Source organism: Sanguibacter antarcticus (genome assembly GCF_002564005.1).
GTDB classification, from domain to species: domain Bacteria; phylum Actinomycetota; class Actinomycetes; order Actinomycetales; family Cellulomonadaceae; genus Sanguibacter; species Sanguibacter antarcticus.
In genome coordinates this window covers 1,223,133-1,237,750 of sequence record NZ_PDJG01000001.1, presented here as the reverse complement: position 1 = coordinate 1,237,750, position 14,618 = coordinate 1,223,133, and the positions used below count along the sequence as shown (strand labels likewise).

The 14,618-nt window shown below is 68.2% G+C and carries 14 protein-coding genes; 9 read left to right on the top strand and 5 right to left on the bottom strand.

What is annotated here, in order from left to right:
• Window positions 1-34 precede the first annotated feature (34 nt).
• A complete protein-coding gene (locus tag ATL42_RS05590; RefSeq protein WP_098454498.1) occupies window positions 35-526 on the bottom strand; it encodes an OsmC family protein in 492 nt (163 codons plus the stop codon).
• A gap of 110 nt (window positions 527-636) precedes the next feature.
• Between ATL42_RS05590 and uvrC the strand changes: the two genes are divergently transcribed.
• From uvrC to ATL42_RS05545, 9 genes are all read left to right on the top strand, one after another.
• Window positions 637-2,655 carry an excinuclease ABC subunit UvrC gene (gene uvrC, locus ATL42_RS05585; RefSeq protein WP_098454497.1) on the top strand — a complete coding sequence of 673 codons (2,019 nt, stop codon included), beginning with the start codon at window positions 637-639 and terminating at the stop codon, window positions 2,653-2,655.
• A 22-nt stretch (window positions 2,656-2,677) separates the two neighbouring features.
• Window positions 2,678-3,616 carry an RNase adapter RapZ gene (gene rapZ, locus ATL42_RS05580; RefSeq protein WP_098456367.1) on the top strand — a complete coding sequence of 313 codons (939 nt, stop codon included), beginning with the start codon at window positions 2,678-2,680 and terminating at the stop codon, window positions 3,614-3,616.
• Between the two features lie 4 nt (window positions 3,617-3,620).
• Window positions 3,621-4,592 carry a gluconeogenesis factor YvcK family protein gene (locus ATL42_RS05575; RefSeq protein ID WP_098454496.1) on the top strand — a complete coding sequence of 324 codons (972 nt, stop codon included), beginning with the start codon at window positions 3,621-3,623 and terminating at the stop codon, window positions 4,590-4,592.
• A 39-nt stretch (window positions 4,593-4,631) separates the two neighbouring features.
• Entirely contained in the window at window positions 4,632-5,612 is a 981-nt protein-coding gene (whiA, locus tag ATL42_RS05570; RefSeq protein ID WP_098454495.1) for a DNA-binding protein WhiA, read from the top strand.
• Between the two features lie 308 nt (window positions 5,613-5,920).
• Window positions 5,921-6,925, top strand: a complete 1,005-nt coding sequence (gene gap / locus ATL42_RS05565; RefSeq protein ID WP_098454494.1) for a type I glyceraldehyde-3-phosphate dehydrogenase — start codon at window positions 5,921-5,923, stop codon at window positions 6,923-6,925.
• 123 nt (window positions 6,926-7,048) lie between these two features.
• The gene (locus ATL42_RS05560; RefSeq protein WP_098454493.1) at window positions 7,049-8,251 is read left to right on the top strand and encodes a phosphoglycerate kinase; all 1,203 of its coding nucleotides are present in this window, start codon (window positions 7,049-7,051) and stop codon (window positions 8,249-8,251) included.
• 35 nt (window positions 8,252-8,286) lie between these two features.
• Window positions 8,287-9,081 carry a triose-phosphate isomerase gene (gene tpiA / locus ATL42_RS05555; protein ID WP_098454492.1) on the top strand — a complete coding sequence of 265 codons (795 nt, stop codon included), beginning with the start codon at window positions 8,287-8,289 and terminating at the stop codon, window positions 9,079-9,081.
• A 165-nt stretch (window positions 9,082-9,246) separates the two neighbouring features.
• Window positions 9,247-9,504, top strand: coding sequence for a preprotein translocase subunit SecG (gene secG, locus ATL42_RS05550; protein ID WP_425443185.1), 258 nt, complete (start codon window positions 9,247-9,249; stop codon window positions 9,502-9,504).
• 38 nt (window positions 9,505-9,542) lie between these two features.
• Window positions 9,543-9,902: an RNA polymerase-binding protein RbpA gene (locus tag ATL42_RS05545; protein ID WP_098454491.1), complete on the top strand. Its 360-nt coding sequence runs from the start codon at window positions 9,543-9,545 to the stop codon at window positions 9,900-9,902.
• A gap of 67 nt (window positions 9,903-9,969) precedes the next feature.
• Here ATL42_RS05545 and pgl read toward each other — a convergent pair whose 3' ends face one another.
• From pgl to tal, 4 genes are all read right to left on the bottom strand, one after another.
• The gene (gene pgl, locus ATL42_RS05540) at window positions 9,970-10,719 is read right to left on the bottom strand and encodes a 6-phosphogluconolactonase (RefSeq protein WP_098454490.1); all 750 of its coding nucleotides are present in this window, start codon (window positions 10,717-10,719) and stop codon (window positions 9,970-9,972) included.
• The gene (locus ATL42_RS05535; protein ID WP_098454489.1) at window positions 10,716-11,639 is read right to left on the bottom strand and encodes a glucose-6-phosphate dehydrogenase assembly protein OpcA; all 924 of its coding nucleotides are present in this window, start codon (window positions 11,637-11,639) and stop codon (window positions 10,716-10,718) included. The genes pgl and ATL42_RS05535 overlap by 4 nt, the downstream gene beginning before the upstream one ends.
• Before the next feature lie 49 nt (window positions 11,640-11,688).
• Complete coding sequence (gene zwf, locus ATL42_RS05530; protein ID WP_098456365.1) at window positions 11,689-13,230, bottom strand: glucose-6-phosphate dehydrogenase; 1,542 nt, start codon at window positions 13,228-13,230, stop codon at window positions 11,689-11,691.
• A gap of 149 nt (window positions 13,231-13,379) precedes the next feature.
• Window positions 13,380-14,543, bottom strand: a complete 1,164-nt coding sequence (gene tal / locus ATL42_RS05525) for a transaldolase (RefSeq protein ID WP_098454488.1) — start codon at window positions 14,541-14,543, stop codon at window positions 13,380-13,382.
• Between the last annotated feature and the right edge of the window lie 75 nt (window positions 14,544-14,618).

Sequence of the window (14,618 nt, the reverse complement as noted above, 5' to 3'; positions counted from 1 at the left end):
CGGCCGAGGCCGGGCGACCGTTCCTGCTGCTGTGCTAGGCCACCGGTGCGTGCGCGGCGACGATCGGGCTGATCCGTACCGGAAAGTTCACCGACCGGGCGATGAAACAGTGGTCGTGCGCCCGGGCGTGGAGGCCGGCGACGAGCGTCTCCGGGTCACCCGCGGTGCCCTCGGCGAGGACCACACGGGGGCGTAGCTCGACCTCCGTGAACTGCCCCGCACCAGCGGCCTCGACGCGCATCGTCCCGACTGCGTGGTCGGTGTACTCCGTGACGACGACACCGGCCTGCGCCGCCATGTGGAGGAACCACAGCATGTGGCACTGCGCGAGCGACGCGACGAACAGCTCTTCGGGGTTGTGCCGTGAGCTGTCCCCGCGAAAGGCAGGGTCGGCGCTCCCGAGGATGTCAGCCTTCCCCTCGACGAGGACCGTGTGCTCGCGCGAGTAGGCCGTGTAGCTCGACGTACCCGTCTCGCCGGCCCCGGTCCAGGTGATCGCTGCTGAGTATGCGTGAAAGGCTCCCATGACGTCACGGTAGCCGGAAGCGGCCGACAGTGACAGTCGTCACACCTGCTGCCGGTACGGGCTCGGACCACAGGACGAGCGTGTCGGACGCCTGAACTAGGCTCGTCAGCATGGCTGACCCAGCAACGTATCGCCCTGCTCAGGGAGAGATCCCGACCACCCCGGGCGTGTACCGGTTCCGGGACGAGCACAGCCGGGTCATCTACGTCGGCAAGGCGAAGAACCTGCGCGCCCGGCTCTCCAGCTACTTCCAGGACATCGCAGGCCTGCACCAGCGGACCCAGACGATGGTGACCACCGCCGCGTCCGTCGAGTGGACCGTCGTCGGCACCGAGGTCGAGGCGCTCGCCCTCGAGTACTCGTGGATCAAGGAGTACGACCCACGGTTCAACGTCAAGTACCGCGACGACAAGTCATACCCCTTCCTCGCCGTGACGATGGGGGAGAGCGTGCCACGCGCCCAGGTCATGCGCGGAGCCAAGCGGCCCGGGACGCGGTACTACGGACCCTTCGCGCACGCATGGGCGATCCGCGAGACGCTCGACCTGCTCTTGCGCGTTTTTCCGATCCGCACCTGCTCCGCAGGCGTCTACAAGCGTGCCCAGCAGTCGGGGCGCCCCTGCCTGCTCGGGTACATCGACAAGTGCTCGGCACCGTGCGTCGAACGGATCACCCAGGAGGCGCACCGCGCGCTCGCGGACGACTTCTGCGCGTTCATGGCCGGTGACACCGGCAAGTTCGTCCGCCGCCTCAACGACCGCATGGCGATGGCCGCGCAGAACATGGAGTACGAGCTCGCGGCGCGCTTGCGTGACGACATCCGTGCGCTCGAGCGTGCCATGGAGAAGAACGCTGTCGTCCTGCAGGACGCCACGGACGCTGACATCTTCGCGATGGTCGGCGACGAGCTCGAGGCGGCCGTCCAGGTCTTCCACGTCCGTGGCGGCCGCATCCGGGGGCAACGGGGCTGGATCGTCGAGAAGGTCGAAGACGTCACGGACGCCGACCTCGTCGAGCACCTGCTCCAGCAGGTCTACGGCACGGCCGACGAGACGTCGGGCGGCGACGTCGGGGCGGCGAGGGACAGCGGGCTCGTCCCGCGAGAGGTGCTCGTCCCCGTGCTCCCTGCGCACCCAGAGCAGGTCGCGGCATGGCTCACCGGCCTGCGCGGCGCGAAGGTCGACGTGCGGATCCCTCAGCGGGGCGACAAGCGCGAGCTGGCAGAGACTGTCCGCAAGAACGCAGAGCACGCGCTCGCGCTGCACCGCACACGCCGGGCCGGCGACCTCACGACGCGCAGCCAGGCGTTGCGCGAGCTCCAGGAGGCGCTCGGGCTGGACACGGCACCGCTGCGCATCGAGTGCTACGACATCTCCACGACGCAGGGCACCTACCAGGCCGCGTCGATGGTCGTCTTCGAGGACGGGCTGGCGCGCAAGAGCGAGTACCGCACGTTCGGCGTGCGAGGTCCGGACGGGGACGGGGCGCGCGACGACACCGCGGCCATGTACGAGGTGATCACGCGGCGGTTCAAGCGCTACCTCAGCGACCTCGCGTCCTCGGGCGACCTCGTGGTCGAGACCGTCAGCGGCGAGGTCGGGCCAGAGACCGACGACGAGAAGGACGCGCGCGGTCGACGGTTTGCCTACCCCCCGCAGCTCGTCGTCGTCGATGGTGGTCCGCCGCAGGTCGCTGCGGCCGCCAAGGCTCTGGCAGACCTGGGGATCGACGACGTCGCGCTGTGCGGGCTCGCCAAGCGGCTCGAGGAGGTCTGGGTGCCCGACGACCCGTACCCCGTCATCCTCAACCGGTCCTCCGAGGGGCTCTACCTGCTCCAGCGGGTGAGGGACGAGGCGCACAGGTTCGCGATCAGCGCGCACCGCAAGAAGCGCGGCAAGGGGATGACGGTCTCTGTGCTCGACGACGTCCCCGGTCTCGGACCCGCGCGGACCACAGCGCTCTTGCGGCACTTCGGGTCGCTCAAGCGTCTGCGTGCCGCGACGGCGGAGGAGATCGCCACGGTTCCGGGGATGGGGCGCAAGACTGCCGAGGCGGTCGTCGCCGCCCTGGTGCTGCCAGAGCCTGAAGTCGCGGTCGCGCCGTTCGTGGCGGAACCTGCCGACCGCTGAGCCACCTGGCATGCTGGGACGCATGAGCCAGGAACCAGCACCCATGACCGTCCCTCAGGGGATCCCCGAGGTCGAGGCGGCGACTCCCGCGCCCGAGCCGGGCTCGAGCGAGGTCCTCATCATCACCGGGATGTCCGGAGCCGGGAGGTCTCGGGCGGCGATGGTCCTCGAGGACCTCGACTGGTACGTGGTGGACAACCTGCCACCCAAGATGCTCGTCCCGCTGGTGGACATGATGACGCGGGCGGGCTCCGCGATCACCCGTGTCGGTGCTGTGGTGGACGTCCGTGGACGTGAGTTCTTCAACGACCTCAACGACGTCCTCGCCCGGTTCCGCAAGCGGGGGATCGAGTATCGGATCCTCTTCCTCGACGCCTCCGACGAGGTCCTCGTCAGGCGGTTCGAGCAGGTCCGTCGACCGCACCCGCTCCAGGGCGACGGTCGCATCCTCGACGGCATCGGCGTGGAGCGCCAGCTCTTGCGGACGATCCGCGAGCGGTCGGACATCGTCGTGGACACGTCCGAGCTGAACGTCCACGACCTCGCGCGCGAGGTCCGGCAGGGGGTCGCCGAGGGCAACCATGAGACTCTCCGGATCAACGTGGTCTCGTTCGGCTTCAAGTACGGCATCCCGCTCGACGCGGACCACGTCGTGGACATGCGCTTCCTGACGAACCCCTACTGGATCACCGAGCTGCGTCACCTCACAGGCCGAGACGAGCCCGTCCGTGACTTCGTGCTCGCACGGCCGGGAGCGAAGGAGTTCATCGATCGGTACGTCTATGCGCTCGAGCCCGTGTTCGCCGGGTATCTCAACGAGGAGAAGCGCTACGTGACGATCGCCATCGGGTGCACGGGTGGCAAGCACCGGTCCGTCGCGGTGAGCGAGGAGATCGCTCGCAAGCTCCGTGAGAACGGGCACAGGGTCGCCGTCACGGCACGCGACCTCGGCAAGGAGTGAGGGGATGTCCGTGTACCCGATAGGCAGCCCGGCCGTCGTCGCTCTCGGAGGAGGGCACGGGCTCTCTGCGAGCCTCTCGGCGCTGCGGCTCATGACGGACCGTCTCACGGCGATCGTCACCGTCGCGGACGACGGGGGATCGTCCGGCCGGCTGCGCGAGGAGCTGGGCGTCTTGCCTCCCGGCGACCTGCGGATGGCACTCTCAGCGCTGTGCGACGACTCCGAGTGGGGGCGCACGTGGCGTGACCTGCTGCAGCACCGCTTCACGTCGGCCGGGGACCTCAACCAGCACGCGGTCGGCAACCTCCTCATCGTCGCGCTGTGGGAGCTCCTCGACGACTCGGTCAAGGGTCTCGACTGGGTAGGCAAGCTCCTCGGTGCCCGGGGAAGGGTGCTGCCGATGGCGTCCGTCCCGCTGTCGCTCGAGGCCGAGGTGGCGATCGGGGGAGAGGTCGTCACGGTGGTCGGTCAGTCGCAGGTGGCCTCCACCGCGGGCCGCGTCGAGAACATCCGGCTGTCTCCGGCGAACCCACCAGCATGCCCGGAGGCGGTGGACGCGATCATGGCGGCCGACTGGATCGTGCTGGGCCCCGGCTCGTGGTTCTCCTCGGTGATGCCGCACCTCTTGGTGCCCGACCTGGCGAAGGCGCTCCACGAGACCAAGGGGCGACGCTGCCTGACCCTCAACCTGTCGAGCGAGACGGACGAGACGCTCGGGATGACGACGATCGAGCACCTCCGAGCGCTCTACCGTCACGCACCCGACCTTCGGATCGACGCGGTCGTCGCGGACCCGTCCGCGGTCGAGGATCCGGACCTGCTCGTGAAGGAGGTCGACCACATCGGAGCGGTGCTCCTCATGCGCCAGGTCGGTCGGGGCGACGGGACCCCGATCCACGACCCGCTGCGGCTGGCTGCAGCCTACCGAGACGTGTTCGACGACTTCCTCGGGGACGTCGGCACGATTTCGCGCTGATGGGTGAGAGCGGCCCGTCAGAGATGGCAGGATTGCCCCATGGCGCTGACCGCACAGGTGAAAGACGAGCTTGCCCGCTTGAAGATCGACAAGACGTCCTACCGCAAGGCTGAGGTGTCTGCGATGCTCCGGTTCGCCGGGGGTCTGCACATCATCTCGGGACGGATCGTCATCGAGGCTGAGCTCGACACGGCGATCGCGGCGCGGAGGCTGCGGCAGGCGATCGCGGAGGTCTATGGGCACACGTCCGAGATCATCGTCGTCTCCGCCGGAGGGATCCGGCGGGGGAGCCGCTATGTGATCCGGGTGGTTAAGGACGGTGAGTCCCTCGCCCGCCAGACGGGGCTCCTCGACAGCCGCGGCCGGCCGGTCCGTGGTCTCCCACCCCAGGTCGTCTCGGCCGGGACGGGCGAGGCCGAAGCCGCGTGGCGTGGCGCGTTCCTCGCCCACGGATCGCTCACAGAGCCTGGTCGTTCGTCTGCCCTCGAGGTCACGTGCCCTGGCCCCGAGGCGGCGCTCGCGCTCGTCGGCGCTGCCCGGAGGCTGGGCATCGCGGCCAAGACCCGCGAGGTCCGCAACGTCGACCGGGTCGTCATCCGTGACGGTGAGGCGATCGGCGCGCTCCTCACCCGGCTCGGCGCGAAGGACGCGGTCGTCGTCTGGGAGGAGCGACGGCTCCGTCGTGAGGTGCGGGGCACGGCCAACCGTCTTGCCAACTTCGACGACGCGAACCTGCGTCGCTCTGCGCGGGCTGCCGTCGCTGCCGGGGCGCGCGTGGAGCGCGCGTTCGAGATCCTCGGACCGGATCTCCCGGACCACCTGCGTCAGGCGGGCGAGCTGCGCCTCGCGCACAAGCAGTCGTCGCTCGAGGAGCTCGGCCAGCTTGCTGACCCGCCTCTGACGAAGGACGCCGTAGCGGGACGTATCCGGCGGTTGCTCGCGACCGCGGACAAGCGCGCAGAGGAGCTCGGCATCCCCGACACCGAGGCTGGACTGAGCCCTGAGCTGCTAGATCTCTAGACGCCGTCCAGACTGTGAGACGTAGTCTGGTGTTCATATTGGTTTACAGAGGCATTTCGGGTGAACAGCACACGTCCCCGTGACCACATCGGGACGAGATCGTGTCTCATGGGGACGATGGTCCCCACATGAAGTCCCGCCGGGGTATAGGCTCAAGATGTCAGATCGACCGGGGGTACCTTGCAGAAAACGTGCAGCGACCCTCTGGCGCGATCGGGCACCATCACACCAACGTACGTCGACGTACGTGAACGTTCGTCAACAACCGTGTGCGTCGGTACTGTCCGGCGCGCCCTGAGGAGGGCATAGTGACCATCCGCGTCGGAATCAACGGCTTCGGTCGTATTGGACGTAACTTCTTCCGCGCAATCCTTGCGTCCGGTGCAGACATCGAGATCGTCGGTGTCAACGACCTCACGGACAACAAGACCCTCGCGCACCTGCTCAAGTTCGACTCTGTTCTGGGTCGTCTGGCAGCTGACGTGAGCTTCGACGAAGAGTCGATCACCGTCAACGGCAAGAAGATCAAGGCTCTTGCAGAGCGCAACCCGGCAGACCTGCCGTGGGGCGCACTGGGCGCCGACATCGTCATCGAGTCGACCGGCTTCTTCACGGACGCGACCAAGGCGAAGGCACACATCGACGCCGGCGCCAAGAAGGTCATCATCTCCGCTCCCGCGAGCAACGAGGACGGCACGTTCGTCATCGGTGTCAACGAGGGCGACTACGACCCCGCGACGATGCACATCATCTCCAACGCGTCGTGCACCACGAACTGCCTCGCACCGATGGCCAAGGTTCTCGACGAGGCCTTCGGCATCGAGCGTGGCCTCATGACGACGATCCACGCGTACACGGGCGACCAGAACCTCCAGGACGGCCCCCACAAGGACCTCCGCCGCGCCCGCGCCGCTGCGATCAACATCGTCCCGACGTCGACCGGTGCGGCCAAGGCCGTGGCGCTCGTGCTCCCGCAGCTCAAGGGCAAGCTCGACGGCTACGCGCTCCGCGTCCCCGTACCCACAGGCTCCGCGACGGACCTCACCTTCACGGCTGCCAAGCCCGTCACGGTCGAGTCCGTCAACGCTGCGATCAAGGCTGCAGCCGAGGGCCCCCTCAAGGGCATCCTCGTCTACTCCGAGGACGCGCTCGTCTCGTCCGACATCGTCACCGACCCGGCGTCGAGCATCTTCGACTCTGGTCTCACCAAGGTGATCGGCGACCAGGTCAAGGTCGTCTCCTGGTACGACAACGAGTGGGGCTACTCCAACCGTCTCGTGGACCTCACCGTCCTCGTCGGCGAGAAGCTCTGACCTTCGCGCTGCGAAGACTGCCGGGTAACCCCGAATAGATGACGTCCGCGTGAGTGATGAGCCTTCCGGCACACGTCACTCACGCGGACGTCTGCATGTCCGCCCCCTGAGCTTGGAGAACCCATGAAGACGATCGAGGACCTCGGCGACCTGCGCGGCAAGCGCGTGCTCGTCCGTTCAGACTTCAACGTGCCGCTCGACGGCACGACCATCACCGACGACGGCCGCATCCGCGCCGCCCTGCCGACACTGAAGTCGCTCGTCGACGCCGGTGCGCGGGTCGTCGTCGCCGCCCACCTCGGTCGCCCCAAGGGTGCACCGGAGGCGAAGTACTCCCTCGCCCCCGTCGCTGCCCGTCTCGCCGAGCTCCTCGGTGCCCCGGTCGCTCTCGCGCAGGACACGGTCGGCGAGTCCGCCAAGGCCACCGTCGCTGCTCTCGCGGACGGCGAGGTGGCTCTTCTTGAGAACATCCGCTTCGACCCGCGCGAGACCTCCAAGGACGACGCTGAGCGTGCCTCGCTCGCTGACGACCTGGCCTCGCTCGCGGACGCGTTCGTGTCCGACGGCTTCGGTGTGGTGCACCGCAAGCAGGCGTCCGTGTACGACGTGGCGCTCAAGCTCCCGTCTGCGGTCGGCACGCTCGTGCTCAAGGAGGTCGAGTCCCTCAAGAAGGCGACCGAAGACCCCGCACGCCCGTACGTCGTCGTCCTCGGCGGCTCGAAGGTCTCCGACAAGCTCGGAGTCATCGCGAACCTGCTCACCAAGGCTGACCGCCTCCTCATCGGCGGGGGCATGGTCTTCACCTTCCTCGCGGCGAAGGGATACCCGGTCGGCAACTCGCTCCTCGAGTCCGACCAGATCGAGGCCGTCAAGGGCTACCTCGCGCAGGCAGAGGAGTCCGGCGTCGAGATCGTCCTCCCGACCGACATCGTCGTCGCCGACGAGTTCAAGGCAGACTCGCCCGCGACCGTCGTCCCGGCAGACGCGATCCCTGACGGCAAGATCGGCCTCGACATCGGTCCGGCGTCGCAGGCGCTCTTCGCGTCGAAGATCGCTGACGCCAAGACCGCGGTCTGGAACGGACCCGCCGGCGTGTTCGAGTTCGAGGCGTTCTCGGCCGGGACCCGCGCTGTCGCGCAGGCGCTCGTCGACGCGACCGCGAACAACGGTGCGTTCACGATCGTCGGTGGCGGCGACTCTGCTGCCGCGGTGCGCATCCTCGGCTTCGACGAGGCCGGTTTCAGCCACATCTCGACCGGTGGTGGCGCCAGCCTCGAGTACCTCGAGGGCAAGTCCCTCCCCGGCATCGCCGTCCTCGACGCGTGACCGACCCCGTCCTCTCTGAAGAAGGTAGAGCTACCGTGGCACAGACCCGCACACCCCTCATCGCAGGGAACTGGAAGATGAACCAGGACCACCAGGAGGCCATCCACCTGGTGCAGAAGCTCGCCTGGGCGCTCAAGGACGGCAAGCACGACTTCTCGGCCGTCGAGGTCACCGTGCTCGCTCCGTTCACCGACCTGCGCAGCGTCCAGACGCTCGTCGACGCTGACAAGCTCGAGCTCAGCTACGGCGCACAGGACGTCTCGCAGCACGTGTCCGGCGCGTACACCGGCGAGATCTCTCCGGTGTTCCTCGCGAAGCTGGGCGTGAAGTACGTCGCGATCGGTCACTCCGAGCGTCGTCAGTACCACGCGGAAGACGACGCGCTCGTCAACGCGAAGTCGAAGGCTGCTCTCGCGCACGGGCTCGTCCCGATCATCTGCGTCGGCGAGGCGCTCGAGGTCCGCAAGGCCGGCGACCAGGTGTCCCACACCCTCGCGCAGGTCGACGGAGCGCTCGAGGGCCTCTCCGCAGACGACGCCGCGAAGGTCGTCATCGCGTACGAGCCCGTCTGGGCCATCGGTACGGGTGAGGTCGCCACGCCGCAGGACGCTCAGGAGGTCGCTGGAGCGATCCGCGTGCGTCTCGCCGAGCTCTACTCGACCGAGGTCGCTGACGCCGTCCGTGTGCTGTACGGCGGTTCGGTGAAGTCCACGTCGATCGCGGAGCTCATGAAGGAGACGGACGTCGACGGTGCTCTCGTCGGCGGAGCGAGCCTCGACGCCGAGGAGTTCGCGAAGATCGCTCGGTACCAGGCGCACGCCGGAGCCTGAGCCTCGACGGTCCCAGGTCGACGAGCCTGGCCCGCCGGTCGCGAGAGCGACTGGCGGGCTCGGTGGATCGGGAGCCGTAAACTGGCCTATTCTTGACCTCGGTGCCGCCGGTGCCACACATCCTGGGATCCGCTGAACGTGTCGGTTCCCTCTCGAGTCAGAGGAATGAACGCGACTGTGGAGATCCTACGTGTGGCCCTCGAGGTCATCCTTGTCCTGACGAGCGCCTTCATGATTCTCTTGATCCTCATGCACAAGGGCAAGGGCGGGGGACTCTCCGACATGTTCGGTGGAGGTGTCTCGAGCAGCGTCGGAAGCTCAGGCGTCGCTGAGCGGAACCTCAACCGCATCACGGTCGGGTTCGCGCTCGTATGGTTCACGTCCATCGTGCTCCTCGGCCTTATCCAGAAGGTCGCCCCGTAGCTCTGGGATGACCTCGTCCGCCTTTCGGAGGAGCTGCAGTGGCTGGTGGTAGTGCGATCCGTGGATCGCGTGTCGGTGCCGGACCTATGGGCGAGTCCGAGCGAGGTGACACCGCTCCGCGCTTCTTCGTCGCGTACTACTGTGCCCACGAGCACGTGACCCGACCGAGCTTCTCGATCGAGGCGCACGTCGAGGCGCCGGAGGTCTGGGAGTGCACGAGCTGTGGTCTTCCAGCCGGTCAAGACCCGGAGAACCCTCCAGCGGCGGTGCGCAACACGCCCTACAAGACCCACCTCGCGTACGTGAAAGAACGTCGCAGCGAGGCTGACGGCAAAGCGTTGCTTGACGAGGCGCTTGCCTCGCTCAGGGCCCGCCGCGGAGGACGTCCGCTGCGCTGAGGCCCAGATCGGACCGATCCGCGCCGCTCCCCGCGGGGCGTCGGCCGCCCGCGGGGAGCGGCGTAGATCAGGCGACCGCCGAGGCCGCGTCGACGTCGACGAGCCATGCCGTGAGCAGGCGTCCGGTGGCTCCGCTGATCGGTGCTTCGGTGACAGGCGCCCCGCCGAGTGCTGCAGCGACGGCTGAGGCCTTGTCGGCGCCGGCGGCGACGACCCACACCTCCGACGATCCCTGCAGCGCCTCGAAGGTCAACGACACCCGGTCTGAGGGCGGCTTGGGGGAGTCGTGCACCGCTGTCGTCGTACGTCCGGTCACTTCGAGCGCGGAGTTGCCGGGGAAGAGCGAAGCGACGTGCGCGTCGGGACCCATACCCACGAGCGTGACGTCGAACGCAGGAGCCAGGGCGCCCTCGGGTGCGAAGCGCGCCAGCTCGGCGGCATAGAGGTCTGCAGCGTCCTCTGCGGTCCGGGTTCCGTCGTCCGGCGCCATCGCATGGATGTTGTCGGCCGGGAGCGACTCGAGGCTGTCGAGGAGCGCGCTGCGCGCCTGTGTCTCGTTGCGCTCAGGGTCACCCGCAGGCAGGAAGCGCTCGTCACCCCACCAGACGTGCACCTGGGTCCAGTCGACCGCGGTGCGGACTGGGCTGGTCGCGACGGCAGCCAGCGTCCGGATACCGATGGTGCCGCCGGTGACGACGACGTGCACGGGTGAGCGCACGGACTGGATGTCGATGATCCGCGTGAGGAGCCGTGCGGCGACGGCTTCAGCGAGCACCGCAGGCGTCGGGTGGACGACGACGAGGCGCGGCGCCGTCACGCGTCGGCCTCGACGCGGACGAGCCCCTTGACCAGGACGTCGCCGTAGACCTCGTCGGGGTCGAGCCGGCGGAGCTCTTCTGAGAGGCACTCACGCAGCTGCCGCACGGGCAGGGCGATCCGATGGTCCGGTTGCCCGGGCTGGGTGAGGGTGGCGATGTGGCCGTCGGGGCGGTCGAGGATGATGTCACCCGACCTGCGGGTCATGACGACGCGCGTGATGGCATACGCCTGGCTCTTGCGACGGATCGTGACGGGGCACTTGAGACCTCGGGCGAGCCACGCCGCGAGCAGGTCGACCGACGGGTGGGCCTCGTCGCCTTCGACGACGGCGGAGAGCACCGGCTCGTAGGGGGGCTGGTCCAGAGCGGCGGCGAGCAGCCCGCGCCAGACGGTCACACGCGTCCACGCGAGGTCGATGTCACCGGGCTCGTGGTTCGCTCGCAGCACCTGGAGGTTGTCGATCGGCTGCGTGCAGTTCATCGAGTCGGTGATCCGGATCTTGGCCATGGCCCCGATGAGGTCTGTCGACGGGCTCGCAGGCATGTTCTGCGGCCACCACGCGACGATCGGCGCGTCAGGGAGCAGGAGCGGCATGACGAGGGTGTCAGGGTGGCCGATGAGGCCGCCCGAGGGGCGCAGGATGATGACCTCGCTCGCGCCAGCGTCACCGCCGACACGGATCTCGGCATCGAGGACGTCGGTCGTGCGGTCGTGCGCGGCCGCGACGACGAGGATGCGGCACGGGTGCTCACGGCTCGCGTCGTTCGCGGCGTCGACAGCCTCGGTGATGTCGCCCTCGTCGGCCACGATGATGAGGGTGAGCACGCGCCCGAGCGCGATCGCTCCGCCTTCTTCGCGGATCTTGATGAGTCGTTTGGCGACGGCTCCGGCGGTCGTGCCTGGCATGTCGATGATCACGTGCGGTCCTCCGTCAGGGGTGAGTCGGGTGCCGGTCGAGCCTGGGCGCTCACGGACGGCGCCAGGCGCGACCGTCGCGCGTGAGCATGGCGGTCGCAGACTCGGGGCCCCACGTGCCGGAGCGGTAGGGCTCAGGCTTGCCCTTGCTCGCCCAGAACTGGGTGATGGGATCGAGGATCTTCCACGAGAGCTCGACCTCTTCGTGACGCGGGAACAGCGGCGGGTCGCCGAGGAGCACGTCGAGGATGAGTCGTTCGTAGGCCTCGGGAGATGACTCGGTGAAGGCGTGACCGTAGCCGAAGTCCATGGTGACGTCGCGGACCTCCATGGCGGTGCCAGGGACCTTGGCACCGAGGCGGAGCGTGACCCCCTCGTCGGGCTGGACGCGGATGACGATGGCGTTCTTGCCGAGCTCAGAGGTGGCTGTCGACTCGAAGGGAAGGTGCGGTGCCTTCTTGAAGACGATCGCGATCTCGGTGACCCGGCGGCCGAGCCGTTTGCCGGCGCGGAGGTAGAACGGCACCCCAGCCCATCGGCGGGTATCGATGTCGACGCGGATCGCGGCGAACGTCTCGGTAGCGGACTCTGGGTCGGTGCCGGCTTCCTCGAGGTAGCCGACGACCTCTTCGCCGCCCTGCCATCCTGATTCGTACTGCCCACGGGCTGTGTGCTTGCCGAGGTCCTTGGGCAGCCGCATCGCGGAGAGCACCTTGATCTTCTCGGCGATGAGGTCGTCGGCGCTGAAGGAGACCGGCTCTTCCATCGCGGTGAGCGCCAAGAGCTGGAGGAGGTGGTTCTGGATGACGTCGCGTGCTGCACCGATGCCGTCGTAGTAGCCGGCGCGCCCGCCGATGCCGATATCCTCGGCCATGGTGATCTGAACGTGGTCGACGTAGTTCGCGTTCCAGATCGGCTCGTACATCTGGTTGGCGAAGCGCAGGGCGAGGAGGTTCTGGACCGTCTCCTTGCCGAGGTAGTGGTCGATGCGGAAGACGTCCTCGGGAGCGAAGACCTCGGACACGACGTCGTTGAGCTCGCGTGCGCTCTCGAGGTCGTGGCCGAACGGCTTCTCGATGACGACCCGGCGCCAGGCGTCCTCGGTCGACTCGGACAGGCCTGACCGGGCGAGCTGGCGGCAGACGACCGGGAACGCGCTGGGCGGCACAGAGAGGTAGAAGGCGTGGTTGCCCTTGGTGCCTCGGATCTCGTCGAGCTCGGCGACCGTCTCGCTGAGGCGCTCGAACGCCTCGTCGTCGTCGAAGCTGCCCTGGACGAACCGGATGCCTTCGGCGAGCTGCTTCCACACGGACTCGCGGAAGGGCGTGCGGGCGTACTGCTTCACCGCATCGTGGACGACCTCGGCGAAGTCTTGGTCTTCCCAGTCGCGGCGAGCGAAACCGGTGAGAGCGAAGCCGGGAGGCAGGAGGCCGCGGTTCGCGAGGTCGTAGACGGCCGGCATGAGCTTCTTGCGCGCGAGGTCTCCGGTGACTCCGAAGATCACGAGCCCGCAGGGGCCTGCGATGCGGGGGAGGCGGAGGTCACGCGGGTCGCGGAGCGGGTTCGACTCGGCGCTGATCTTTGCGGGTCTCACGTGGTTCACCATTCTCGGTTGCGCCAGCGGTGCTCGGGAGCGCGGTACGGACAGCGGTCGTGGTCGGACGGAGCAAGGTGCCGCTGCACCAGGCGGTAGTCGTTTGCTAGACGTTCTACCTCAGAGCCTGGTTGCAGCGGCACCCTATCTCAGGATTTGTCGTTCTTGCCTGTTTCGTGCACCCGGTCGAGCCCTGTCGTGACGGTCGTGAGGAGCTCTTCCCAGCTCGTGACGAACTTCTCGAGCCCTTCGGTCTCGAGCTGCGCGGTGATCTCGTCGAGGGAGATGCCGACAGCGGCGAGGCGGTCGATGACCGTACGCGCGTCCTCGAGGGCGGGGGTGATGGTGTCCCCGGTGATGACGCCGTGGTCGGCGACGGCCGTGAGCGTGGGCTCGGGCATCGTGTTGACCACGCCGGCGGCCACGAGCTCCGTGACGTACAGGGTGTCGGGGTAGGACGGGTCCTTCACGCCGGTCGAGGCCCAGAGCGGGCGCTGAGGCTGTGCGCCGAGCCCGGCGAGCTTCTTCCAGCGATCGCTGGCGAGCACGTCACGGTGGATGGCATAGGCGAGACGGGCGTTCGCGACCGCGACCTTGCCCCGCAGCTCGGTCGCCTCGGGGGTCCCGAGCGCGTCGAGGGCGGGGTCGACAGCCGCATCGACCCGACTGATGAAGAAGGAGGCGACGGACCCGATGGGGTGGACGTCGTGGCCGGCCGCGTGGGCCGCCTCGATCCCTACGAGGTATGCGTCGATGACGGCGCGGTAGCGCTCGAGCGAGAAGATCAGCGTGACGTTGACGCTGATGCCTTCGGCGATGGTCGCGGTGATCGCCGGGAGCCCTTCGACGGTCGCCGGGATCTTGATGTAGAGGTTCGGTCGGTCGACGAGCGTCCACAGCTTCTTCGCGAGGGCGATGGTCGCGTGGGTGTCCCGCGCGAGCCGGGGGTCGACCTCGATGGACACGCGTCCGTCGACACCGTCCGTGGCGTCGTAGACGGGACGCAGGACGTCGCAGGCGTCGCGGACGTCCTGGGTGGTGATCGCCCAGACGAGCTCGTCGAGCTCCGCCTCGGACGTCGGTCCGTCGCCCTCGCCGAGCTGGGCGTCGTAGCTCGAGCCCTTGGCGAGAGCACCGGCGAAGATCGTCGGGTTGGTGGTCACTCCGACGACGCCGCGCGTTGCGACGAGGTCTGCGAGGTTGCCGGACGTGATCCGCTCCCGGGAGAGATCATCGAGCCAGATGGCCACCCCCGCTGCGGACAGCTGCGCAGCTGCGTCGGACCGATGGGGGGTGTTGGCTTCAGATGTCACGATGACCTCTCCTCGAGAGCGTGGTGGGACGGAGACCGGTCTAGTCCAGAGACAGACCGGTCGCAAGCTGGTGGT

Bases quoted from the DNA above. Each gene is read 5' to 3' on its own strand.
- ATL42_RS05590 (WP_098454498.1), bottom strand. From the start codon at position 526: ATGGGAGCCTTTCACGCATACTCAGCAGCGATCACCTGGACCGGGGCC.
- uvrC (WP_098454497.1), top strand. From the start codon at position 637: ATGGCTGACCCAGCAACGTATCGCCCTGCTCAGGGAGAGATCCCGACC.
- rapZ (WP_098456367.1), top strand. From the start codon at position 2,678: ATGAGCCAGGAACCAGCACCCATGACCGTCCCTCAGGGGATCCCCGAG.
- ATL42_RS05575 (WP_098454496.1), top strand. From the start codon at position 3,621: ATGTCCGTGTACCCGATAGGCAGCCCGGCCGTCGTCGCTCTCGGAGGA.
- whiA (WP_098454495.1), top strand. From the start codon at position 4,632: ATGGCGCTGACCGCACAGGTGAAAGACGAGCTTGCCCGCTTGAAGATC.
- ATL42_RS05560 (WP_098454493.1), top strand. From the start codon at position 7,049: ATGAAGACGATCGAGGACCTCGGCGACCTGCGCGGCAAGCGCGTGCTC.
- secG (WP_425443185.1), top strand. From the start codon at position 9,247: ATGAACGCGACTGTGGAGATCCTACGTGTGGCCCTCGAGGTCATCCTT.